General features: G+C 57.5%; 19 protein-coding genes. 6 read left to right on the top strand and 13 right to left on the bottom strand.

Translation table 11 applies throughout. The features are described 5' to 3' along the window. The first annotated feature begins 86 nt into the window (after positions 1-86). Both selA and selB read left to right on the top strand, forming a co-directional pair. On the top strand, positions 87-1,472 hold the full coding sequence (gene selA / locus O1724_RS22360) for an L-seryl-tRNA(Sec) selenium transferase (RefSeq protein WP_022652040.1): 1,386 nt from the start codon (positions 87-89) through the stop codon (positions 1,470-1,472). Beyond that, positions 1,469-3,307: a selenocysteine-specific translation elongation factor gene (gene selB, locus O1724_RS22355; RefSeq protein ID WP_126297348.1), complete on the top strand. Its 1,839-nt coding sequence runs from the start codon at positions 1,469-1,471 to the stop codon at positions 3,305-3,307. The genes selA and selB overlap by 4 nt, the downstream gene beginning before the upstream one ends. Positions 3,308-3,310: 3 nt before the next feature. Here selB and O1724_RS22350 read toward each other — a convergent pair whose 3' ends face one another. Continuing rightward, positions 3,311-4,195 (bottom strand): ROK family protein, encoded by an 885-nt coding sequence (locus tag O1724_RS22350; protein WP_045895499.1) that lies wholly within the window; start codon positions 4,193-4,195, stop codon positions 3,311-3,313. Between the two features lie 166 nt (positions 4,196-4,361). Between O1724_RS22350 and aldB the strand changes: the two genes are divergently transcribed. Further along, complete coding sequence (gene aldB, locus O1724_RS22345) at positions 4,362-5,900, top strand: aldehyde dehydrogenase AldB (protein ID WP_126297349.1); 1,539 nt, start codon at positions 4,362-4,364, stop codon at positions 5,898-5,900. A 137-nt stretch (positions 5,901-6,037) separates the two neighbouring features. Here the strand turns inward: aldB and O1724_RS22340 are convergent, their stop codons facing one another. After that, positions 6,038-7,987 (bottom strand): glycoside hydrolase family 127 protein, encoded by a 1,950-nt coding sequence (locus tag O1724_RS22340; protein ID WP_058652510.1) that lies wholly within the window; start codon positions 7,985-7,987, stop codon positions 6,038-6,040. Positions 7,988-7,997: 10 nt separating this feature from the next. Next, the gene (locus O1724_RS22335; protein ID WP_126297350.1) at positions 7,998-9,398 is read right to left on the bottom strand and encodes an MFS transporter; all 1,401 of its coding nucleotides are present in this window, start codon (positions 9,396-9,398) and stop codon (positions 7,998-8,000) included. Positions 9,399-9,624: 226 nt separating this feature from the next. On the opposite strand from O1724_RS22335, the gene O1724_RS22330 reads away from it, so the two are divergent. Then, complete coding sequence (locus tag O1724_RS22330; protein ID WP_045895502.1) at positions 9,625-10,443, top strand: AraC family transcriptional regulator; 819 nt, start codon at positions 9,625-9,627, stop codon at positions 10,441-10,443. Here the strand turns inward: O1724_RS22330 and araD are convergent, their stop codons facing one another. From araD to yiaK, 8 genes are all read right to left on the bottom strand, one after another. Further along, positions 10,444-11,139 carry an L-ribulose-5-phosphate 4-epimerase gene (gene araD, locus O1724_RS22325; RefSeq protein WP_045350930.1) on the bottom strand — a complete coding sequence of 232 codons (696 nt, stop codon included), beginning with the start codon at positions 11,137-11,139 and terminating at the stop codon, positions 10,444-10,446. After that, complete coding sequence (locus O1724_RS22320; protein WP_048241661.1) at positions 11,133-11,993, bottom strand: L-ribulose-5-phosphate 3-epimerase; 861 nt, start codon at positions 11,991-11,993, stop codon at positions 11,133-11,135. Before O1724_RS22320 ends, araD begins: the two co-directional genes overlap by 7 nt. 2 nt (positions 11,994-11,995) lie before the next feature. Next, positions 11,996-12,649, bottom strand: coding sequence for a 3-keto-L-gulonate-6-phosphate decarboxylase UlaD (gene ulaD, locus O1724_RS22315; protein ID WP_022652033.1), 654 nt, complete (start codon positions 12,647-12,649; stop codon positions 11,996-11,998). Further along, the gene (locus tag O1724_RS22310) at positions 12,646-14,151 is read right to left on the bottom strand and encodes an FGGY-family carbohydrate kinase (RefSeq protein ID WP_045331999.1); all 1,506 of its coding nucleotides are present in this window, start codon (positions 14,149-14,151) and stop codon (positions 12,646-12,648) included. The genes ulaD and O1724_RS22310 overlap by 4 nt, the downstream gene beginning before the upstream one ends. 92 nt (positions 14,152-14,243) lie before the next feature. Next, positions 14,244-15,563 (bottom strand): MFS transporter, encoded by a 1,320-nt coding sequence (locus O1724_RS22305; RefSeq protein WP_022652031.1) that lies wholly within the window; start codon positions 15,561-15,563, stop codon positions 14,244-14,246. 45 nt (positions 15,564-15,608) lie between these two features. Next, positions 15,609-16,535, bottom strand: coding sequence for a DUF4862 family protein (locus O1724_RS22300; RefSeq protein ID WP_022652030.1), 927 nt, complete (start codon positions 16,533-16,535; stop codon positions 15,609-15,611). A gap of 26 nt (positions 16,536-16,561) precedes the next feature. Beyond that, on the bottom strand, positions 16,562-17,029 hold the full coding sequence (locus O1724_RS22295) for a YhcH/YjgK/YiaL family protein (protein WP_015572753.1): 468 nt from the start codon (positions 17,027-17,029) through the stop codon (positions 16,562-16,564). A gap of 10 nt (positions 17,030-17,039) precedes the next feature. Then, the gene (gene yiaK / locus O1724_RS22290; RefSeq protein WP_058652511.1) at positions 17,040-18,038 is read right to left on the bottom strand and encodes a 3-dehydro-L-gulonate 2-dehydrogenase; all 999 of its coding nucleotides are present in this window, start codon (positions 18,036-18,038) and stop codon (positions 17,040-17,042) included. Between the two features lie 224 nt (positions 18,039-18,262). Here yiaK and yiaJ point away from each other — a divergent pair, with 224 nt between their 5' ends. Continuing rightward, positions 18,263-19,081, top strand: a complete 819-nt coding sequence (gene yiaJ / locus O1724_RS22285) for an IclR family transcriptional regulator YiaJ (protein WP_015572751.1) — start codon at positions 18,263-18,265, stop codon at positions 19,079-19,081. 3 nt (positions 19,082-19,084) lie between these two features. Continuing rightward, on the top strand, positions 19,085-19,540 hold the full coding sequence (locus O1724_RS22280; RefSeq protein WP_022652027.1) for a 4Fe-4S dicluster domain-containing protein: 456 nt from the start codon (positions 19,085-19,087) through the stop codon (positions 19,538-19,540). 7 nt (positions 19,541-19,547) lie between these two features. On the opposite strand, the gene avtA is transcribed toward O1724_RS22280, so the two are convergent. Both avtA and O1724_RS22270 read right to left on the bottom strand, forming a co-directional pair. Next, on the bottom strand, positions 19,548-20,801 hold the full coding sequence (gene avtA, locus O1724_RS22275) for a valine--pyruvate transaminase (protein WP_015572749.1): 1,254 nt from the start codon (positions 20,799-20,801) through the stop codon (positions 19,548-19,550). 191 nt (positions 20,802-20,992) lie between these two features. After that, entirely contained in the window at positions 20,993-23,023 is a 2,031-nt protein-coding gene (locus O1724_RS22270) for an alpha-amylase (RefSeq protein WP_059371151.1), read from the bottom strand. Between the last annotated feature and the right edge of the window lie 113 nt (positions 23,024-23,136).

The raw sequence follows: 23,136 nt of genomic DNA, 5'->3' as shown, positions 1-23,136 counted from the left end.
CCTGGCGGGAGGCGGTACAATCCCCCCACATGTTAACTCCCTCTCCCGTCGGGAGGGGGGAAGATATTTACTCGCCAGGCGCATTCATGACTACTCATCATTCCCTCTACAGCCAGATCCCCGCTACCGATCGTCTGCTTCGTGACCCGCGCATCACTGCGGTGCTGGAGCAGTTTGGCCATACTGCAACGGTCGACATGCTACGCCAGCTTCAGGACGATGCGCGTCGCCATATTCAGGCTGAGAACGCGCTACCCGGCTGGTGCGAGGCATGGGCGCAGGAAGTTGAAAGGAGGTTGAGCAAGCACGCGCAAAGCGCGTTGCGCCCGGTTATTAACCTGACAGGCACGGTTCTGCACACCAATCTGGGCCGGGCACAGCAGGCAGAAGAGGCAATAGAGGCCGTCACCCGGGCCATGCGCTCGCCGGTGACGCTGGAGTACGATCTGGACGGCGCCGGGCGCGGACATCGCGATCGCGCGCTGGCGGATCTTCTCTGCCAGATCACCGGCGCGGAAGATGCCTGCATTGTGAATAACAACGCGGCGGCGGTGCTATTAATGCTGGCGGCCACCGCGAGCGGAAAAGAGGTTGTCGTCTCTCGCGGCGAGCTGGTGGAGATCGGCGGTGCGTTTCGTATTCCGGATGTCATGCGCCAGGCGGGCTGCACGCTGCATGAAGTGGGCACAACCAACCGTACCCATGCAAAAGATTATCGCGCGGCGGTGAATGAAAACACCGCCCTGCTGATGAAAGTGCATACCAGCAATTACCACATTGAGGGTTTCACCAAAACGGTGGAAGAGGCTGAACTGGCCGCCATCGGGCGCGAGCTAAACGTGCCGGTGATTGCCGATCTTGGCAGTGGGTCGCTGGTGGATATGCGCCAGTATGGTCTGCCAAAAGAGCCAATGGTGCAGGAAATGGTTGCCGCGGGCGTAAGCCTGGTCAGTTTCTCTGGCGATAAACTGCTGGGCGGGCCGCAGGCGGGTATTATCGTCGGCAGGCGCGAGCTGATTGCGCAGCTACAGCAGCATCCGCTGAAGCGCGCCCTGCGTGCCGATAAAATGACGCTGGCCGCGCTGGAAGCCACGCTGCGGCTCTATCTCCACCCGGAGAAACTGGCTGACCGCCTGCCCACGTTGCGTTTGCTGAGCCGTGATGCGGCCTCTGTTCGCGCGCAGGCGGAAGCGCTACTGCCGCAGGTTGCTCCTCATTACCCTGAGTTTGAAGTTCGTATCGAGCCTTGCCTGTCGCAAATTGGCAGCGGCTCGCTGCCGGTGGACAGGTTACCGAGCGAAGCGCTGACGTTCACCCCGCGCGACGGACGCGGAAGCCAGCTTGAGGCGCTGTCGGCGCGCTGGCGCGCATTACCGACGCCGGTGATTGGCCGGATCGGTGACGGGCGCATGTGGCTGGATTTACGCTGTCTGGAAGATGAAGTGCGGTTTCTGGAGATGATGTTGAAATGATTATTGCCACCGCCGGTCACGTTGACCACGGCAAAACCACGTTATTGCAGGCCATTACGGGCGTGAATGCCGATCGCCTGCCGGAAGAGAAAAAGCGCGGCATGACCATTGACCTGGGTTACGCCTACTGGCCGCAGCCCGACGGTCGCGTGCTGGGCTTTATCGACGTGCCCGGCCACGAGAAGTTTCTTTCCAATATGCTCGCGGGCGTGGGCGGGATCGATCACGCTCTGCTGGTGGTCGCGTGCGATGACGGGGTGATGGCGCAAACGCGCGAGCATCTGGCGATCCTCCAGCTGACGGGAAACCCGCAGTTGACCGTCGCCCTCACCAAAGCGGACCATGTGGATGAGGCGCGTATCGACGAGGTGCGTCAAGAGGTGCTGGCGGCGCTGAGTGAATACGGTTTTAAGGATGCCGCACTGTTTGTCACCGTAGCGACAGAAGGCCGCGGTATCGATGCTCTTCGCAACCATTTGCAGCAGATCCCGTCTCGTGAACAGGCCAGCCATCACCGCTTCCGTCTGGCGATCGACAGGGCGTTTACCGTGAAAGGGGCTGGGCTGGTGGTGACCGGTACCGCGCTGAGCGGGGAAGTGAACGTGGGCGATACCCTGTGGCTCACGGGCGTGAACAAACCGATGCGCGTGCGCGGGCTTCATGCGCAAAACCAGCCGGTGGAACAGGCCCACGCCGGGCAGCGTATCGCGCTGAATATTGCCGGTGATGCCGAAAAAGACCAGCTTAACCGCGGCGACTGGCTGCTGGCCGACGCGCCGCCGGAGCCCTCTGAACGGATTATCGTTTCTCTCCAGACCCATACGCCGCTGACCCAGTGGCAGCCGCTGCATATCCACCACGCGGCCAGCCACATCACCGGACGCGTGTCGCTGCTGGAAAACGATCTCGCCGAACTGGTGTTCGACTCCCCGCTCTGGCTGGCGGATAACGACCGCCTGGTTCTGCGCGATATTTCGGCGCGGGAAACGCTGGCGGGCGCGCGCGTGGTCATGCTGGATCCGCCCCGTCGCGGCAAACGTAAGCCCGAGTATTTACAGTGGCTGGCCGCGCTGGCCCAGACCCGCGATGATAAGTCTGCGTTAGATATCCACCTTGAGCGTGGCGCGGTGGATCTGGCGGCGTTCGCCTGGGCGCGCCAGCTCAGCGGCGAAGGATTGCGTCTTCTGACGCAGGAGCCAGGTTTTATTCAGGCCGGGAACAGCCTGCTGAACGCGCCGGTGGCGGCGCGCTGGCAGCGCAAAGTGCTGAGCACGCTGGCGACCTACCATGAACAGCATCAGGATGAGCCCGGCCCGGGCCGTGAACGTCTGCGGCGCATGGCGTTGCCCATGGAAGACGACGCGCTGGTGCTGTTGCTGATTGAAAACATGCGTGAAAGCGGCGTTATTGCAAGTCATCACGGCTGGCTACACCTGCCGGAACACAAGGCCGGTTTTACCGCTGAGCAGGACGCGGTCTGGCAAAAAGTGGCGACGCTGTTTGGCGATGAACCGTGGTGGGTGCGCGATCTGGCGCGTGAAACCAATACCGATGAGCAGCTGATGCGTCAGGTACTGCGCCATGCGGCACAGCAGGGGATGATTGTGGCGATCGTGAAAGATCGTTATTACCGCAACGATCGGATCGTAGCGTTTGCGAACCTGATCCGGGAGCTGGATCAGGCGCGCGGATCAACCTGCGCCGCAGACTTCCGCGATCGGCTGAATGTGGGACGCAAACTGGCGATTCAGATCCTGGAGTATTTCAACCGCATCGGGTTTACGCGTCGTCGTGGCAATGACCATGTGCTACGCGACGCGCAGTTATTTCCGTAAGCGTTAAGCGCTGCGCGCCTGTTTCTGCTTAGCCAGCCAGACCGCGCCCAGCCTTCCCGCCTGGTTACCCAGCTCGCAGGGAAGGATGGGCACCCGGAGCGCCTCCCACTCCTCGAATCGCTGTAGGTATTTATCCAGCAGGAGATAGATTTTCTCCTGCTCGCTAATGCCGCCGCCAATCAGCACCGCCTGCGGATCAAACATGGAGATCACGCTGTAGATGCCCCGCGAGAGGAAATGCGCCCACTCTTCTATGGCCTCACGCAGATGCACGTCGCTGTCCATGCGTTTAAACAGCTCCTCACCGTCAGGCATCTCATCTTCCGACACGGCCAGCGCACGGCGGCAGGCTTTCATCAGGCCGCTGGCGGACGCTACTTCGTGCATCGGCTCGCCGTTGTTGCCAACGGGCAGCACGCCAAACTCACCCGCCCGGTAGTGCGACCCACGGTAGAGATCGCCCTCCATGACGATACCGCCGCCGATGCCGGTGCCGATGGTGATGCAGACAAAATGCTCATAGTCCTTGCCGGCGCCCTGCCAGCGTTCGCCCAGCGCCGCGCAGTTGGCGTCATTTTCGGTTGTTACGGGGAGATCGGTCAGCTGTGCGAAAAACTCGCACAGGTTCTCGCCGTCAAGGTAATCCAGCGCCCCGGCCTTGGCCGCTTCGCCGGTATGGTGATTGATGTGGCCCGGAAAACTCACGCCGATGCCGACGATCTCATGCTCCTGGCGGTACTTATCCACCACCGCTTTCCACTTCTGTTTGAAGGTGCTTTCATCGTCAGGCGTATCATATTCATCGGATGTCAGTTCTTCGCCGTTTTCGTTAATCACGCCGTGTTTGATGTGGGTTCCGCCCACGTCAAAGCCGATAAATAGCTGCATTGCATCGTTCCTCATGAGCCCCTGAGCTATTAAGTATGGCTCTGGCGGCAGAAACGAAACGTAAAGTACGGTAATCCGTGATACGGCTCGTAAACCCGTTACCGACAGGCGAGAAAACCACCAGCCGGAACTACCCTTGTTGTACACCTACTGCAAGGAGACGGTCATGACAAACAATCCTCCCTCATCGCGTATCCAGCCAGGCGAGTATGGTTTTCCCCTTAAGCTGAAGCCCCGCTATGACAACTTTATTGGCGGCGACTGGGTGGCGCCCGTCGACGGTGAATACTATTCCAACCTGACGCCCGTTACCGGCCAGCCGTTGTGTGAAATTGCCAGTTCGGGCAAGCGGGATATCGATTTAGCGCTGGATGCGGCGCATAAGGCGAAAGATAAGTGGGGACAAACGTCCGTTCAGGACAGAGCGGCCATTTTGTTCAAAATCGCCGATCGGATGGAGCAGAATCTGGAGCTGCTGGCGACCGCAGAAACGTGGGACAACGGCAAGCCGATCCGGGAAACCATGGCGGCGGACGTGCCGCTGGCGATTGACCATTTCCGCTATTTTGCGTCCTGCATTCGTGCCCAGGAGGGGGGAATAAGTGAAGTTGACAAAAATACCGTGGCGTATCACTTCCACGAGCCGCTCGGCGTGGTGGGGCAAATTATTCCGTGGAACTTCCCGCTGCTGATGGCGAGCTGGAAAATGGCGCCCGCGCTGGCGGCGGGTAACTGCGTTGTGCTGAAACCCGCTCGCTTAACGCCGCTTTCGGTACTGCTGCTGATGGAGGTGATTGGCGACCTGTTGCCGCCGGGGGTCATTAACGTGGTCAACGGGGCCGGGGGAGAGATCGGCGAATATCTGGCTACCTCAAAACGTATCGCCAAAGTGGCGTTCACCGGCTCAACGGAAGTGGGCCAGCAGATCATGCAGTACGCGACCCAGAACATCATTCCGGTCACGCTCGAGCTGGGCGGCAAATCGCCGAACATCTTCTTTGCCGACGTGATGGACGAAGAGGACGCCTTCTTCGACAAAGCGCTGGAAGGGTTTGCGCTGTTCGCGTTTAACCAGGGCGAAGTCTGCACCTGTCCGAGCCGCGCGCTGGTGCAGGAATCCATTTATGAGCGCTTTATGGAGCGGGCGATCCGGCGCGTGGAGTCGATTCGCAGCGGTAATCCGCTGGATAACGTTACCCAGATGGGGGCGCAGGTATCGCATGGCCAGCTGGAAACCATCCTCAACTATATTGATATCGGTAAAAAAGAGGGGGCCGATGTGTTGACCGGCGGTCGTCGTAAGGTGCTGGGCGGCGATTTGCAGGAGGGCTACTACATTGAGCCGACCATCCTGTTCGGTAAGAACAACATGCGCGTTTTCCAGGAGGAAATTTTTGGACCGGTGCTGGCCGTCACCACGTTTAAAACCATGGACGAGGCGCTGGAGCTCGCCAACGACACGCAGTATGGCCTGGGGGCGGGCGTCTGGAGCCGTAACGGTAATCTGGCCTATAAAATGGGCCGGGGCATTCAGGCCGGACGCGTATGGACAAACTGCTATCACGCCTATCCGGCTCATGCGGCGTTTGGCGGCTACAAGCAGTCGGGCATCGGGCGTGAAACCCATAAGATGATGCTGGAGCACTACCAGCAAACGAAATGTCTGTTGGTCAGCTACTCCGATAAACCGCTGGGGTTGTTTTAATCTCCGGGCTCAGGCCGTCCCGAGTGGGGTGGCCTGAGCCGGGTTAAAGCCGGGTGGCGGCTTCGCCTTACCCGGCCTACTTTTTACTCCCTCTCCCGTGGGAGAGGGCTGGGGTGAGGGCAACAGGCCGCAGTTATTCAGCTTTCATCCACCCATATCCGCATTTCCCCTTCTCCCCGGTTTGCCCAGCTGAACCACGGAATAAAGGTCAGCGTCCGGGGCTGACGTTCTACCGGTGAGTGGTCGTACTGCCACAGGGCATCAGTGTCCTTCGCCTGACACCCGATCCCTTCTGCCTGTATCAGCATCTTGTGCGCGAAAATGCCTTTGCCTTCAAATACCCGAAACGCGCTGTCCTGGGGCAAAGAAAGGTTATGCAGATTTGCGCCGTTATCGGCTTCTTCCAGGCAGTAAATCAGCGGCCCACGCTGCAATGCGACTTTCCCCGCCTGCTGGCGCACCTGCGGGTTGCCGTACACGCGGCGGACCGGCATCGGTAACGTCAGCGTCAGCGTGTCGCCTTCCTGCCAGCTGCGGTTGAGGTATAAGTATCCACGGGAGACCTCGCCTGTAATGGCCTGACCATTGAGCGAAACAGCCGGTTCCGCACACCAGTCCGGTAGCCTCAGGGCCAGCGTGTGAGTCACCGGAACTGGTGAGGTAATCTCGATTTTCACCTGCTCATGCCACGGATAGTTCCCGCTAATCCGCAGCTGGAGGATGTTATCCCCAACCGGAATGGCGACGTCGTTCCCCACGTACAGGTTGATCAACAGCGCGTCCGGGCGAACGGTATAAATGTAGTGCCCCAGCGAGGTCAGCACGCGCGCAATATTCGGCGGGCAACAGGCACAGCCGAACCAGCGCTGGCGCACCGGTTTGACGTGGTCATAGATATGGTTAAAGGACAGGGTTTTCGGGTGCACTTCCAGCGGATTCACATAAAAGAAATGCTTACCGTCCAGCGCCATGCCGCCCAGCACCGTGTTGTACAGCGCGCGCTCCATCACGTCGGCGTAGTGGCCGTCCGCCTCCATCTCCAGCATCCGGCGGGCAAACATCATCAGGCCGATGGAGGCGCAGCTTTCGGCGTAGACCGTATCGTTGGGCAGATCGTAATCGCTGCTGAACGCCTCGCCGCTGCTTTGGGAGCCAATCCCGCCGGTGATGTACAGCTGGCGCTGTGCCATGTTGTTCCACAGCCGCAGGCAATCCTGACGTTTCCCCTCGTCGTTGCTCAGGCGCGCCAGATGTGCCATGCCCGCCATCAGATAGACAAAACGCACGGCGTGGCCGATGGCCGTTTGTTGTGCGGCAAGGGGCAGATGCGCCTGGCTGTAGGCTTTGTCCTTGACCATCCACGCCGGGCCATAGGTGTTCCAGTATGACGTTCTGCCGCGCTTCTCGTATTCGATATCGTAGAAGTGAGGCTGCGCGCCGCGTTCCTCAATAAAGTATTTCACCAGATTGAGATAGCGTGGCTCCTGCGTGACGTCGTACAGCCGCATCAGCGCCAGCTCGATTTCCGGGTGGCCCGGATAGCCGTGCAGCTGGTTTTCGCCCGGGCCAAACACGCTGTCGATATGATCCGCCAGCCTGCACACCACGTCCAGCAGGCGGCGCTTTCCGGTTCCCTGGAAATACGCCACACCCGCTTCAATCATATGCCCGGCGCAGTACAGTTCGTGGCATTCGGCCAGATTGGTCCAGCGCTCGGCCGGTGCTTTCACCGTGAAATAGGTATTGAGATAGCCATCTTCACACTGCGCCGCTGCGACCAGCTCGATCACCTCGTCGGCGGTTTTTTCCAGTTCAGCATCCGGCTTCTGGCACAGCGACCACGCCACGGCTTCGAGCCATTTCGCCACGTCGCTGTCCTGAAAGACCATCCCGTAGAACTCCCCCTGTTCCAGACCGGCCGCGATGCGGAAGTTGGCGATGGCGTGGCTGGGTTCGGCCTCTGCCACGCGATCGTTAAGCGCATCCCACTGGTAGGGGATCACCACATCGCGGACCAGCCGTTGGTACTGACCAAGAAACGGGTCGTTGATTTTCAGCTGATGCAGGTCGGCTTCCATTATGGTCATATCGTTCTCCTCAGGACTGTAGATGACGCTGGCGCAAATCGGTGGCAATGCGCGACATCACGGGATTGTTAAGCTTGCACCAGCGGATAGCGACCGCCAGCAGCAGGTGGAAAAGGGCAGGGAGCAGCGTCTCCATGGCGGTGATGCCCTGCAATGAGGCGGGCGTCTGGTTACCCGCGCCTGGCTGATAGGCCACGGCAATAAACACCAGGCTGATGATCCCGGCGCTGGATGCCCACGCGAGCTTGATGAAAAACAGATTGAAGGCGAAGTTCATCCCCGAGGAGCGCACGCCGGTTTTCCATTCGCCGTAATCATCGGCAAAGGCCATCAGCGAGAAGTGCAGCGGCAGGGTGAAGCCCAGGATCACGCCGTTACTTAAAATCACGATCAGCCAGAGCGTCTGGTGCGCCGGGCTACCCGGCAGGAACCACATTCCCACCGCAAGCGCAGCAAGTACCAGGTTGGTGTAGTAGTAGAGTTTGACGGTATCAATCCGCCGCGACAGCGGGCTGACGATCACCGCGCCCAGAATGGCAGCTAAGGTCACCATGGTGAAAAACAGCGAGGTGTACGCCGTGCTGCCCTGAAGCACGTAGGTGATGAAATACATGTATCCGCCGCCGCGAATGTTGAAGACGTTGATCAGCAGAAACGACATCACCAGCATCAGCAGCAGCTGATCGTTTTTCCGCAGGCCCGCCAGGTGCTCGCGCAGGGTGAATTTACCCATCAGCGCAAGCGGGACGCGCTCGCGCACCCAGAAGAAGCAGCACAGGAACATCACCACAGCGATGGCGCACAGCACGCCAACGCCCAACTGATAACCCCGGGCGGTATTGCCCTGTCCCAGCTCTGACACCAGCCACGGCAGGCCAACGGAGACCAGAAAGCCCGCCACGCCGCACAGTACGAAGCGCCAGGACTGGCAGGATATAACCTCGTTGTGGCGGGTGGTCATGGTGTTGATCAGCGCGCAATACGGCACGTTGATGGCGGTATAGCCCACTGAAAGCAACAGATAGGTGCCGAACGCCCAGGCGATTTTCACGCCCATGCTGGCGTCCGGGACGGTGAAGGTCAGCACGCCGACGATCCCGATAGGAAGCGCGACCCACAGCTGCCACGGACGAAAACGCCCCCAGCGGCTCTGCGTGCGGTCGGCAATCACGCCCATCACCGGATCGGAAATCGCGTCAAATACCCGAAGGGCAATAAACAGCGTGCCCACCAGCGCGGGCGTCAGGCCAAATACATCGGTATAGAAAAAGGTCAGGAAGTTCATGATCAGGCAGGTAATTACCGTGCCGCCCGCGTCGCCCAGGCCGTAGCCAATTTTCTCGCGGACTGACAGCCGTTCATCGGCTGCCTGTTTTGCAACTTCTGCGTCTGTAATCGGTGTGGAAGTCATGGGGTAACTCCTCGATAAACGATTTTTTTATCGTATTTGTGCAAGGTACCCCATTTATTCTGCATTCAACGGGCAGACCAACAAGGGAAGGGAAAAGTATAAAAAGGTGACAATTCCGACCTGATGATAAAACTGTGAGTTTGATCGAGCCGTTCTGCTGATATTTATTAATAATCAAGGGATAAAGACAATATTAGCCACCATAAAAGCGGAAAAATGAATATCCATGCTTGAATTATCCATAGCACTTCCGATCAGGGTTCAAAATGGCGGGTTATTTATCTCCCGGGGCGTGGGCCGTCATCCCGCACGAAAATTATCTTCATGGGAGATAATTTTTGTCGAAAAAGGGACATTAACGATCCAGGAGGAAAATACGCTGTTTGAGGTAAACGCTGGCGAGAGTTTATTACTTTGGCCGAAGCGACGGCATGTCGGCGTGGAAGATTTTCCGGACGATCTCAAATTTTACTGGCTGCATTTTGAGGTGGATGCACGCTTGCCGGTGTTGCCAGGCGCGACGCCGCTGTCGATTGAGCAACACTGTAGCGTGCGGGATCCGCAATATGTTATTGCGTTATTCCGTCAGTTTTTAAGCGAGCAGGAAAAATTACAGCGTAGCCAGGCGCTGGAGATAATTTTGCTGTTAATTTTGCAGCAGATATCGCTCTCGCCGGGATATGAAGATAAAGCGGATGATGCGGGCGCAGCAATGGCGTGGAAGGCCAAGCAGCTTATCCGCACGCACTTTCATTTGCCCCTGTCCACTTCACAGCTGGCGAAAGAGCTGCACTGCAACGCCGATTATCTGGGACGAGTATTTCGCCGGACGTTTCATTTAACCCTGACGGAGGCAATTCACCGCCAGCGCGTCAGGGCCGCTGAAAAACTGCTGCTGAACGATGCGGCCTCATTAACTGAAGTGGCCGCCCGGTGCGGTTTTAATGACGTGGGTTATTTCCGGCAAATATTCTCGAAACATACCGGGTTAACGCCCGCCGTCTGGAAACGGCGGTATTGTAAAGAGCATATTAATTCTGGATGATCACTGGCCGTAATAGGCATTTGCGCCATGCTTGCGCAGGTAATGCTTATCCAGCAATTCCTGCTGCATAACCGGAAGCTGTGGTGCAAGCTGGCGTGAGAAAAGCCCCATATAGGCGCACTCTTCCAGCACCACGGCATTGTGTACCGCATCGGCAGCGTCTTTGCCCCAGGCAAACGGGCCGTGAGAATGAACCAGCACCGCCGGGACCTGCATCGGGCTTATGTCGCGCTCCTCGAAGGTTTTGATAATGACTTCCCCCGTCTGGTATTCATATTCACCCGCGATTTCAGCCGGGGTCATCAGCCGCGTGCAGGGGATCGCACCGTAGAAATAGTCCGCGTGCGTTGTGCCCCACGCGGGTAAATCCTGCCCCGCCTGCGACCAGATGGTGGCGTGGCGGGAATGGGTATGCACAATGCCGCCAATTTCCGGGTAACGACGATACAGCGAGAGATGGGTCGGGGTGTCGGAGGAGGGTTTTTTACTCCCCTCGACCACTTTACCCGTGGCGATATTTACCACCACCATATCTTCTGCGGTCATCACGTCGTACTCCACGCCGGATGGTTTGATCACCATCATGCCGCTGTCACGGTCAACAGCGCTGACGTTGCCCCAGGTGAACGTCACCAGCTGGTGGGCGGGCAGGGCGAGATTTGCCGCCAGCACCTCGGCTTTGAGTTGTTCTAACATGTCATGCCTCCTTCCTGCATTCGGGCTTCAATCCAGCGGCGCGCCTGGATGATCTCCAGTACCGGCTCTTTGGCTTTCTCGGTCCACATTTCAATCAGAAATGCGCCGCGATAGTTAAGTTGATTCAGCGTGTTAAACACGCCAACGAAATCGACGCAGCCCTCGCCAAACGGCACGTCGCGGAACTGGCCGGGGCTTTTTTCGGTTACGGGCCGGGTATCTTTCAGGTGGATAGCGGCGATGCGGTCAATGCCCAGCGTCAGCTCGGCGGTGACGTCGTTGCCCCACGCGCTCAGGTTGCCGATGTCCGGGTAAACGCTGAACCACGGCGAGGCGAGCATGTCGTCCCACTTTTTCCACTTGCTGATGGAGTTCATAAACGCGGTGTCCATGATCTCTACCGCCAGCATTACCTGTGCGGCGGCAGCCTGCTCCACGGCCCACGCCAGCCCTTCGGCAAAGCGCTGTTGCGTGCCCTCGTCATGCTCCTCGTAGTACACGTCATAACCCGCAAGCTGGATGGTGCGAATACCCAAATCACGGGCCAGCCGGATGGCTTTGGTCATGATCTCGCGGGCACGTTCGCGCACGATTTCTTCGCGGCTGCCAAACGGGAAGCGACGGTGGGCAGACAAGCACATCGACGGGATCGCCACGCCGGTCTCCAGCATCGCTTCCACCAGAGAGGCGCGCTGCGTGGTACTCCATTCAAGGCGCGATAAACGCTCGTCGGTCTCATCCACCGACATCTCCACAAAATCGAAGCCGCAGCTTTTTGCCAGAACCAGGCGCTCCGGCCAGGAGAGATCTTTTGGCAGCGCTTTTTCGTAAATGCCTAACGGATGCTGACGCATGGTTACTCTCCCCAGATGTCGCGGATTTGCGAATGGAATGCCTGTGCCACCTGCGGCGGATTATCGGCGCCAGCCAGCGCGCGACCGGCAATGAAGGCTTTGACGTTGATCTGCTTAAACAGCGGCAGGTCAGCGGGGGTGATACCGCCAGTGATGGAAAGCTGTAGCCCGATATCGGACAGCGCCTTCATTTTGCTGAGATCCGCCTCGCCCCACTGCTGGCCGCTGGCCTGTGCGTCGCGCCCGCGGTGGTATATCGCCTGCTTCACCCCGATGCGGTGCCACGCGCGCGCGTCGTCCAGCGTCCAGTTGCCAAACAGCTCCATCTGGATCTCGCCGCCGCCGCGCAGTGCGACCTCGTGGCCACGTTCAACGGTGGCCAGCGGGGCGGCACAGATGATGGTCATCCAGTTTGCGCCTGCGCCAAACGCCTGTTCAGCCAGCGTTTCTCCGGCATCGGCGACTTTCCAGTCCGCCACGATAATTTTATCCGGACACTGCGCACGCAGGGCGCGAACGGCGTTTAGCCCTTCGGTCAGGCACAGAATGGTGCCAGCTTCGACGATGTCGACGTGCTCGGAAAGCGTCGCGACATCGCGCTGCGCGGCCTGAAGCGAGGTGTGGTCGAGCGCCAGCTGCAATAATGGTCGGCTCATAGGTCGTACTCCTTAACGCGGGCGTGATAGCCCTGTAATGCTGAAATCAGTAGCTGGTAACGGTGATATTTGCGCTGGTAGGCGGCATGGGCACGCATGTCAGGTTCAATCATCCGGATGTCATGCCTGAGGGCGCGCTGAGCGGCGTAAAAATCAGGATAGAGACCTGTACCGACGAGCGCGGCCAGCGCCGCACCGGAACAGCCGGTCTCTTCCACCTGCGGGAGTTCAATCGCCAGGCCGCTGACGTCCGCGAGCATCTGCATCCACACGTCCGAATGGGTTGGGCCGCCCGTCACGCGCAGGGCCTGCACGTGGGGAAAGCGTTCGAGCATACGGTTGAGGTGGGTCATGTGGCTGAATACCACCCCTTCATAAACCGCCTGGAGGAGGTGCGCGCGGGTATGCAGCGCCTGCAAACCATAGAAACCGCTGGTCATCTCCAGCCCGGCGTTGCTGCCGTAGAGGAAAGGCAGGAAGAACACATCGCTTTCAGCTTTTGGCAGGCTGGCCACGGCGTGGTTAATCTCATCAAATGACATATCGCCCCATTGGGCCGTCAGCCATTCCAGGTTGCCGGACGACGTGGGGCTGGCTTCATGAACGATGAACTGCTGCGGATGGACGTAGCGGCCATAGACGTAGGGGAACGGCTCGTTGTCGCGGATGCCGTGGGCAATCCCACTGGTCACGGCCCAGGTCCCCATTACGGCATTCAGCGTATGTTCGTCATGCAGCCCGGCGCAGATCGCGGTGGAAACCACATCAAACAGTCCACCAACGACGGGAGTACCCGCCGTGAGACCGGTCAGTGCGGCTGCCTGAGCGGTGATTTCCCCGCAAATTTCTGCTGAACCGATAATGGACGGCAGGGCACCGTCAATGTCGCTGATGCCGAGCCAGCGCGTGAGCTGCGGATCGTACTGCCCGGTATTCATGTTGTAGAGATTGGATTCCGAGATGTTGCTCTCTTCGCAGCCTTTGACCCCGGTCAGACACCAGCGCAGGTAATCGTGCGCCATCATCACGCTGCCAATTTGCTGATACCGCTGCGGCTCGTTCTCTTTAACCCAGCGCAGGAGCGAGGCCGGATGCCCCGTCCACAGCGTCTGGCGAGTATGCGGATAGAGCTTTTCGGGTATACCGTCCTGCTGCCAGCGTTGCACGATCTCCAGCGCACGGCGATCGGAGGAGAGTATGGCGTTACCCAGGGGGCGATCCTGTTTATCGAGCAAAAACAGCCCCTTCCCCTGGGCTGAAATGCCAACGCCTTTGATCTGACCGCCGTCAGCGCCTGAATTTTTGAGCAGCAGGGCGACCGTTATGTGGCAGTGCTGCCAGAGCTGGTGCATATCCCGCTCGGCGTAGCCGGCGCGTGGGCTGAGCGTGGCCACTGAGCGGCGTTCAATACAGACTTCTTTGCCCTGACTGTTGTATAAACCGGCTTTCAGATAAGTACCGCCACAATCGATACCCAGCCAGAAGGGCTCTTTTTCACTCATCTTCTTCTCGCTTAATTGCCGGGTGCTTCGCTTACCCGGCCTAAGGTTCGGTTTTCTCCCTCTCCCCGTGGGAGAGGGCTAGGGTGAGGGCATCAGGCCGCACGTTTATGTGGAGTCACCGTGGGATTAGGCTCTGCTCCGGCATCGCATTTCGCCGGTAACAGCAGGGCCAGCAGCGATGCCAGCGCCAGCGAAACCGCCAGGCAGTAAACGCCTGCGTCTTTGCTGTACAGGGTGATCAGTACGCCTACCGCATAAGGACCGCAGAACCCGCCGAGGTTGCCCAGGGCATTGATCACGCCGCGAGCGCCACCCGCCATCTCAGCGCTGAACAGACGCGCCGGGATAGTCCAGAACACGCCCGCTGCGGATTGCAGGAAGAAGCCACAGCCCACCAGCGCGGCATAGGCCAGCCAGGTGTGCTCTTTCAGCGCCACGGAGAGGAACATGCAGAGCGCAAAGCCAATCAATGGCAGGGAGACAAACAGCTTGCGCTTGCCGGTGCGGTCAGAGAGTGAAGAGAACAGGAACATGCCGGCAATGGCGCCGATGTAAGGCAGAATGGCGAGCATTCCCACCTGGCCGATGCTGGTGTGCGTCAGTTCTTTCAGAATGGTGGGCAGCCAGAGGGTGTAACCGTAAATGCCGGTCTGGTAGAAGAAGTTGAGGGCGATCAGCTGCCACATGGTTTTGTCAGACAGCACCGCGCTGAGCGAGGCGTTTTTCACCTCTTTACCCGCAATGGCCTGCTGCTCTGCCGCCAGCGTTTGTACCAGGTAGTTTTTCTCGGCCTCAGAGATCCAGCGCGCTTCCTGAGGCCGGTCGTAGACGGTGAACGCCCACAGCACCAGCACAACAACGGACATCAGACCTTCAATAATGAACAGCCAGCGCCAGTCGAGAGCGGTAATAATCCAGCCCGACAGCGGGGCGGTGATGATCCCGGCGATGGGCACGAACATGATCACAATCGCGTTGGCGCGGCCGCGCTCGGCATCCGGGAACCAGTTACTGATCATCGTGAGCACAACGGGCAGCATCCCGCCTTCCGCCACACCGAGTAAGAAGCGCAGCACCAGCAGCTGATACTGGTTGGTCACAAGCCCGGTCAGAACCGAGATCACCGCCCAGGCAACCAGCGACCAGCCGATAAACTTCTTACCGCTGCCGTGCACGGCAATTTTTCCGCCGGGAACTTGCAGGAACAAATAGCCGATAAAAAAGATCCCCCCCGCCAGGCCCGCCATCGTGGCGGAAATGCCAAGCTCTTCATCCATACCGCCGGGCATCGCAAAAGCTATATTTACGCGGTCCATATAGGAAATAATGCAGGCGATAAGAATAGGGGGAATGATCCTTAGCCAGCGTTGACGCGGAATGTCCGCGTGTAGAGCATTAGAAGAAATATTCATAGTTAATATCTCAGTGAAGGTAACCGGAAAATGTATTCTTTATTTTTATTGTGATGCTTTATTCATAGCGCTAATGCCGTCGCGCAAAATAGCGATGCGATGGCTGACGTCAGCATTAGCATTTATTTCCAGTAATTTAATACCGGAGAATTTCAATGTTGCGGCGCTCGCCGCAGTAAACAGCGCTTTTACATGTTCAATGGACATGAGACTGTCGGCGCAGAACGAAGAAAACGGCGCGTGCAGATCCTGCCATTCTCCATACTCACCGTGAGGGGTCGTGCCCGAAAACATCAGCGCCCCCAGTTTCCCGGCAGCGAGTGCCGCCTGAACATGTTCCAGCGGAAGGGCGGTGTTGCGACCTTCAATAGCCGAACGTGCCCAGTTGATACAGACGCTGATATCGGTCTCTTTCACTACCTCCAGCACCTGCTCTAAGGGCAAGAACCCTTTACGCGGCGCCGGGCCATTCATCGCATCACAGTGTTCCAGCACCAGATCGCAGCCCCAGTCCCAGCTCGCGATTTCCCGTACCGAGCGGGAGAATGCTTCTGTCGCTTGCTCGACAGATTCATTACCCGCCTGCGGTGCGGCCTGCATTTCCAGAGCGACCACTTTCCCGGGAAAGCGGGTGTTAACGGCATCAATCTTTTGATGCAGATGGCGGTAATATTCAATGCACGCTTTACGCTGTTCTTCGTCCGCGGACGCCAGGCCAAACGCGCCGTTGCTGCCGCGGCGGCGCATGGTTTCCATAACGGCTGTGACAACGATCTGCCAGTTGCCCGGCGTATGACGAAACAGCCATTCATCACCAAACGGATGGAGATTTTCAAGGCAAGGTTGTTCCAGCCCGCGAATATTTGGCGTGTCGGAAAGTTCCCGCCAGAAGGTGTATTCTTCCTGCTCCCCTTTCTGGTGAAACGAGGGTGCGCAGGGGTACGCACCAATAATAAAACCGGTGTTGGTCATTTCGCATTCCTGTATTTATCAGAAAATTAATCTAATTCGCTGATGGCCACTTTCACCACAATTTTACGAATTGCGGATCCCTTGTTTTTAATACAGGCAGGACGGTGAACATCCTGCGGGAAAAATATGGCGTAGCTGCCAGGTATCATTTCGATAAACGACTCGTGTTCACTGTCGTGATAAAAAATAATATCCCGTTGCTCCAGCAATGATTCGCTGATTTTGTTATTCCCGGTATCAATAGCAATACCGATTTTTTCTTCACCCCAGGCCAGAAACTGGATATCCAGATAGCGGCGATGGACTTCAGGGCGGTTCTCGTGCTGCTCCTTTGTGGTGAGGTCGAGAACCTGGGCAAAAATGTTGCGGCCTTCAATTTCGATCACGCCCGGTGCCAGGGTGGTGAAATCCGTGGTACGCAGAAAATTAAGCGCCTTTTCTATCGCCAGTGGCAGGCGACATGGATTTGGCTGTGCAATATGTCCGAATATCATGACCCACTCCTTACAGAGACTGGATTTTCGCCCACACGCTGTCGTCGATGGTGATGCCGTCCCGGCGGTTTTCTTCCAGCAGGCGAGTAAATTCATGTCCAGGCAGACGGACGGCGACATTTTCATCAGCGCGTTCTGCGGTGGTGATGAAGTCCATGATGCGCTGTAGTTTGGCATCGCGGGTTGGACCGTCGATCAGGCGATCCACTTCGATGGCGATAAAGATCTGCGATACGCCGTATTCGTCGCTGTTGTCCTGGGTCACTTCCGCAACGGACGCGCCGTCAGAGAGCAGGGTGGCGATCATGTCGAGCACAATCGATAAGCCAGAACCTTTCCAGTAGCCCATGGGCAGAATGCGACGGTTTTTCTCAATCACGCCCGGCTCTCTGGTCAGATTGCCTTCATCGTCAAAGCCGCCGTCGACCGGTAATTCGCGTCCGGCCAGGCGATTCACCTCCAGCATGCCGTAGGAGAACATCGACATCGACATATCGACCATGGTGATTGGATTCGACGGGATAGCGACGATCAGCGGGTTTGTGCCGATGCAGCATTCTTTTGATCCCCACGCGGGCATCACGGCAATAGAGTTAGTCCAGCAGATGCCGATATAGCCTTTCTCCGCCGCCTGCCAGCCGTAGCTGCCGCCGCGCATCCAGTGGTTAGCGTTACGCAGCGCCACCAGGCCGATCCCGTGATCGGACGCCAGCTCGGTAGCACGGTCCATCATCTTCTTCGCCGTCAGGTTGCCGATGGAACGCTGCGCATCCCACTGTTCGATGGCACCTAATGTCGTTACGCGTTTCGGCTGGGCGTCAGGGATGATGTCGCCTGCGTCAAGCTGCTGAATAAATCGCGGGAAGCGGTTGACGCCGTGTGAATAAACGCCGGACTCCGTGGTGCGGGCGAACATCTCGGCGCAGGCGTCAGCGGTATCCGCTTTTACACCGCGATCGAGCAGAACCCGATTGAACGCCGCTTTCAACTCTTCGAAGGTCACTTTCATCCCTGTTCTCCTGTTTTTTTAGGGGCAAGTGCGAGTGCTTTTTTATCACTAAATTTCACTATGCGAAATCTGATTTCAAATATAACGATCAAATTTTGTCAGATCAACGACATTCACGTTTTTCAAAATCGATTAAAATCAAATGGTTGTGTTTTTTCTGTTGAGATCGTGAACTAAAACACACTTTGCGCTACCATCAGGGCGCAATAAACAGGAGCTATTTGATGAGCATAAAAGAGAGCGAAATGACGCAAGAAAAAGAGAGGCCAGCAGGTAGCCAGAGCTTGTTTCGCGGCCTGATGCTGATTGAAATCCTCAGTAACTATCCGAACGGGTGTCCGCTTGCGCATTTATCAGAACTGGCGGGGCTGAATAAAAGTACCGTGCACCGGTTATTGCAGGGGTTGCAGTCGTGCGGGTACGTGACGCCAGCGCCGGCGGCAGGGAGCTATCGTTTGACCACCAAATTTATCGCCGTCGGGCAAAAGGCGCTTTCATCTCTCAATATTATTCACGTGGCGGCGCCGCACCTCGAGGCGCTGAACATTGCCACCGGCGAAACGGTCAACTTCTCCAGCCGTGAAGATGATCACGCGATCCTGATTTATAAGCTTGAGCCGACAACCGGTATGCTGCGCACGCGCGCATATATCGGCCAGCATATGCCGCTCTATTGTTCTGCAATGGGCAAAATCTATATGGCGTTTGGTCATCAGGATTACGTGGCGAGCTACTGGGAAAGCCACCAGGAACAGATCCAACCTTTGACCCGCAACACCATCACCGAACTGAGCGCGATGTATGATGAGCTGGCGGAAATTCGCGATCACAGTATGGCGATGGATAAAGAAGAGAACGAGCTGGGTGTGTCATGTATCGCCGTGCCGGTCTTTGATATTCACGGGCGCGTACCCTATGCCATCTCCATTTCGCTGTCGACGTCGCGCATGAAGCAGGTGGGTGAGAAAAACTTGCTAAAACCGCTGCGTGACACGGCGGAAGCTATCTCGAAAGAACTGGGGTTTAACGTGCGCGAGGCGTAACTGATGAACCAATTTATCCTGGCGGATCCTGAAAAATGTATCGGGTGTCGTACCTGTGAGGTAGCGTGCATGATGTCGCATCAAAGCAGCGCCACGCCAGTAGCGTTTACGTCACGGATCCGCGTGGTTAAGGGGGAAACCTTCACCACGGCAGTGGGCTGCCACCAGTGTGAAGATGCGCCCTGCGCGAATGTCTGCCCGACGGGGGCCATTCACCGCGCTGCGGGAGCCTGGCTCGTTAAGCAATCGCGCTGTATCGGCTGCAAAAGCTGTATGGTGGCGTGCCCGTTCGGGGCAATGCAGGTTCGGGTCGTGGAAGATCGCGTTCAGGCGCTGAAATGTGATTTGTGCGCGCATCGCGAGGGCGGTCCCGCCTGCGTCGAAGCCTGTCCCACCCACGCGCTGCGCTGCATAGACCCCGCCAGCTTACGCGCGGAACGGCTGCGTAATATGGCCTGAGGTTTTATTAACCGGCCTCGCGCCAGGCGTTCTCAATCTCTTCGGCGAGAATTTTCACACCCGCTTCGATTTTTTCCGGGTCCGGGACGTAGTTCATACGCATGCACTGGTGCGTGTGCGGCCACGGCTTATCCAGCCCCGGGAAGAAGTAATCCCCTGGCACCATCAGTACGCCACGTTTTTTCAGACGCTGATAAAGCAGCTCTGTCGTAATGGGCAGATCCTTAAACCACAGCCACAGGAAAATTGCCCCTTCCGGTTTATGGATCAGGCAGCGTTCTTCCGGTAAGTAGCGGCGAAGGATGGCTATAGTTTCCTGAACGCGCTGAGAGTAAAACGGCTTAATCACCTCATTCGACAGGCGCAGCAGGTCGTTACGCCTGATCATCTCGCACATCATCGCCGGGCCGATGCCGCCAGGCGAAAGGCTGATAATGCCGTTCATGTTGGTAATGGCGGTGATGATTTTCTCGTTAGCAATGATAATGCCGCAACGGCTGCCCGGCAGGCCCAGCTTGGAGAGGCTCATGCAGAGGATGATATTCGGGTTCCATAGCGGACGCGCTTCGCTGAAGATGATCCCCGGGAACGGTACGCCATAGGCGTTATCGATCACCAGCGGGATGCCGTGCTGATTCGCCAGCGCATCCAGCTTCATCAGCTCGTCGTCGGTGATCACGTTCCCCGTCGGGTTGGTGGGACGAGATACGCAGATCATGCCCGTCTCTTCACCGATATGCAGATGTTCAAAATCGACGTGATATTTGAACTGGCCCTCTGGCAGCAACTCGATATTCGGACGTGCGGAAACAAACAGGTCTTCTTCGAGGCCGGCATCGGCATAGCCAATATACTCCGGTGCCAGCGGGAACAGCACTTTTTTCGTGGTGCCGTCGGCGCGGCGTCCGGCGAACAGATTGAATAAGTAGAAAAACGCGCTCTGACTGCCGTTTGTCAGTGCAATATTCTGTGGTTCGATATCCCAACCCAGCGCTTCCCGCAGCATTGCCGCCAGAAGCGTCAGTAGTTCTGTTTTACCCTGAGGGCCGTCGTAATTACATAGCGCATCGGTTGCTTTACCGTTTTCCAGCATCTCTGCCAGCAGCGTCTGGAAGTAGGTGTTCATCTCCGGAATTTGAGCCGGGTTTCCGCCGCCAAGCATGATAGCGCCTGGGGTGCGCAGCCCGTCGTTGAGGTCCTCCATCAGGCGGGTAATGCCTGAATGGCGGGTAAATTTGTCGCCGAAAAGTGAAAACGTCATAGCAGGTGATCTGTCGGGCTTAATATGAAAGGCAGTAACCATAACGCCAGCACCGTGTTGGTGCAAATCGGCGGATGTGGTCGGATTTGTTGTTTTATGTGGCGGGTTTGTATTTGTGTGGTGAATTGTTCTGGTGAATGCCCCTCACCCCAGGCCTCTCCCCTTTGGGGAGAGGGTTAGGGTGAGGGGGTCTATTGATTACCCGCCCACACCACCATCACCTTATCGCCCTTGTGCTCGCGCACAAAGCCGTAGCCTTCTTTCATCGACAGCGTTGTTTGCTTGCCTTCACCCACCGCCGTATGACGGGCGCGGAACTGCCCCAGAAGCTGCCAGTGGGCGACAGTTAACGCCTGTTTACCCGTGACGTCCTGCCAGTTCATATCCGAACGGGTCCCCTGTAGCGGATCGGAGCCCGTAGGGCCGAATGGACGCTCTGATTCATCGCCGTAATAGATCTGTACGCTTCCCGGCGCCAGCAACAGTAACTCAGCGGCGCGCTGGCCCCCTTCACGGAACAGACGCGTATCATGGGAGGAGAGATAGCTCAGCACATTAAAACTTTGCAGCTTTTCTGCCATTTGCTGCCAGGTCAAATCCATATCGGCCAGGCAGTCCACCGCTTTTGCCGCCTGCTCCTGATAGTCAAAATTGATCATCGCATCGAAGCCGTGGCGGTAATAATCGCTCTGCATCACGCCGTGGCCCCAGGATTCACCGGTCATCCAGAACGGCGCATCGTCGAGTTTTTTGTCCGGGTTGGCGGCTTTCCACGCGGCCAGCGCCTGGCTGGCCTGGTTTTTCAGTTGCTGCCAGGCTTCAGGCTCAACGTGCTTAGCGGTATCGACCCGGAAACCGTCGATGCCGTAGTCACGTACCCACTGGCTAAGCCAGTGGGTCAGGTAATCTCGCGGCGTGAAATTCGTCATCACTTTCGCGTTGGTATCGGGCTTGTGTTGATAAAAGTTCGGCAAACCTGACGGGATCTTAGATTCCGTTTTCAGATCAGGCAGGAAGGCCAGCGACATGGTCAGATCGTCAAAGCCCGGGTTGTCGTAATCACCGATATCGGTACGGATCCATTTTTTACCCCACCATTTTTCCCATGCGGCTTTGTCACTGAAGTTGATGTAATCGTTGAAGCTGTGCCAGCTTTGCCCCGCTCCTGGCTTCCAGTCAGTCCAGCGCTCGCCGAGGGTTTTTTTCAGCTCATCGCCCTGCAAATAGAGCGCGCCAAACTGATACTCCTGCATATCTGCAAGCGTCGCATAACCCGCGTGGTTCATGACAATGTCAAACAGGACGCGGATACCGCGCCTGTGCGCGTCGTCGACAAGCTGGCGTAAATCATCTTCGTTGCCCATGTTGGCGTCGAGCTTCGTCCAGTCCTGAGTGTAATAGCCGTGATAGGCGTAGTGGGGGAAATCCCCTTTGGTGCCGCCGCCAACCCAGCCGTGGATCTGCTCCAGCGGCGAGCTTATCCAGAGCGCATTCACGCCCAGCTGCTGAAGGTAATCCAGTTTGCTGGTAAGCCCTTTCAGATCGCCGCCGTGGAAAGTACCAATCTCCTGCATACCGTCTTTATGACGGCCATAGCTGTTGTCGTTGGTGGGGTCGCCATTCACGAAGCGATCGGTCAGCACGAAATAGACGGTGGCGTTTTGCCAGCTGAACGGCGCGGGTTTGTCCGTCTCGGCGCGCTCAAGCAGCAGCAGGCCATTGCTGTTGGCGGCTGGCTGAAGAGTCACTTTGCCATTTTGAACGGTCGCGGTCTGTTTAGTGTAAAAATCACGCACCACCGTGCCTTCCGGGAAGGTGTTAACGACGTCGATCGTCAGCGGTTTGCCGTCCCACTTCGGGCACTGGCGGGTGACGTTTGCGACAGGCTGTGGCGCCGCACTTTGCACCGTCAACATCAGCGTCGGCGTTCCCGAGCGCGTATCAATACGCATCTGATAAACGCCGTCACGGAATAACCGCCACTGCGGTGGGGTGCCTTCGCACGGTTTGAGCGACAGCATCTCGTTGAGCTTAATGGCACCTGTCGGCTGCCAGCACGCGTTGTCAAGACTCAACGTCAGCGGGCGGGTACCCTTCGCAAGCGTTGCCTGGCTGGTAAAGACGCCGGTACCTTCAGCGCTAAACGCGTTAAATCCCGGCGATGACCAGTCGGCATGCGCGAATGCGGGTAACATCAGAACAGCTAATGCAGTGCGTTTCATTCCATTTTCCTGTCGCGGCATTTTTGACCAGTGTGCCATTCGGCTCAGGGGAAAAACTCCTCCTCTACGGCTTTCTGCAAGGAGGACGCGAAGGGATGAGTGATCCCGCGCAA

It is taken from the genome of Enterobacter cloacae complex sp. HYC074_NIDB (genome assembly GCF_056673345.1).
The sequence above is the reverse complement of the archived record's forward strand: the minus strand, read 5'-3'. Positions and strand labels throughout refer to the sequence as shown.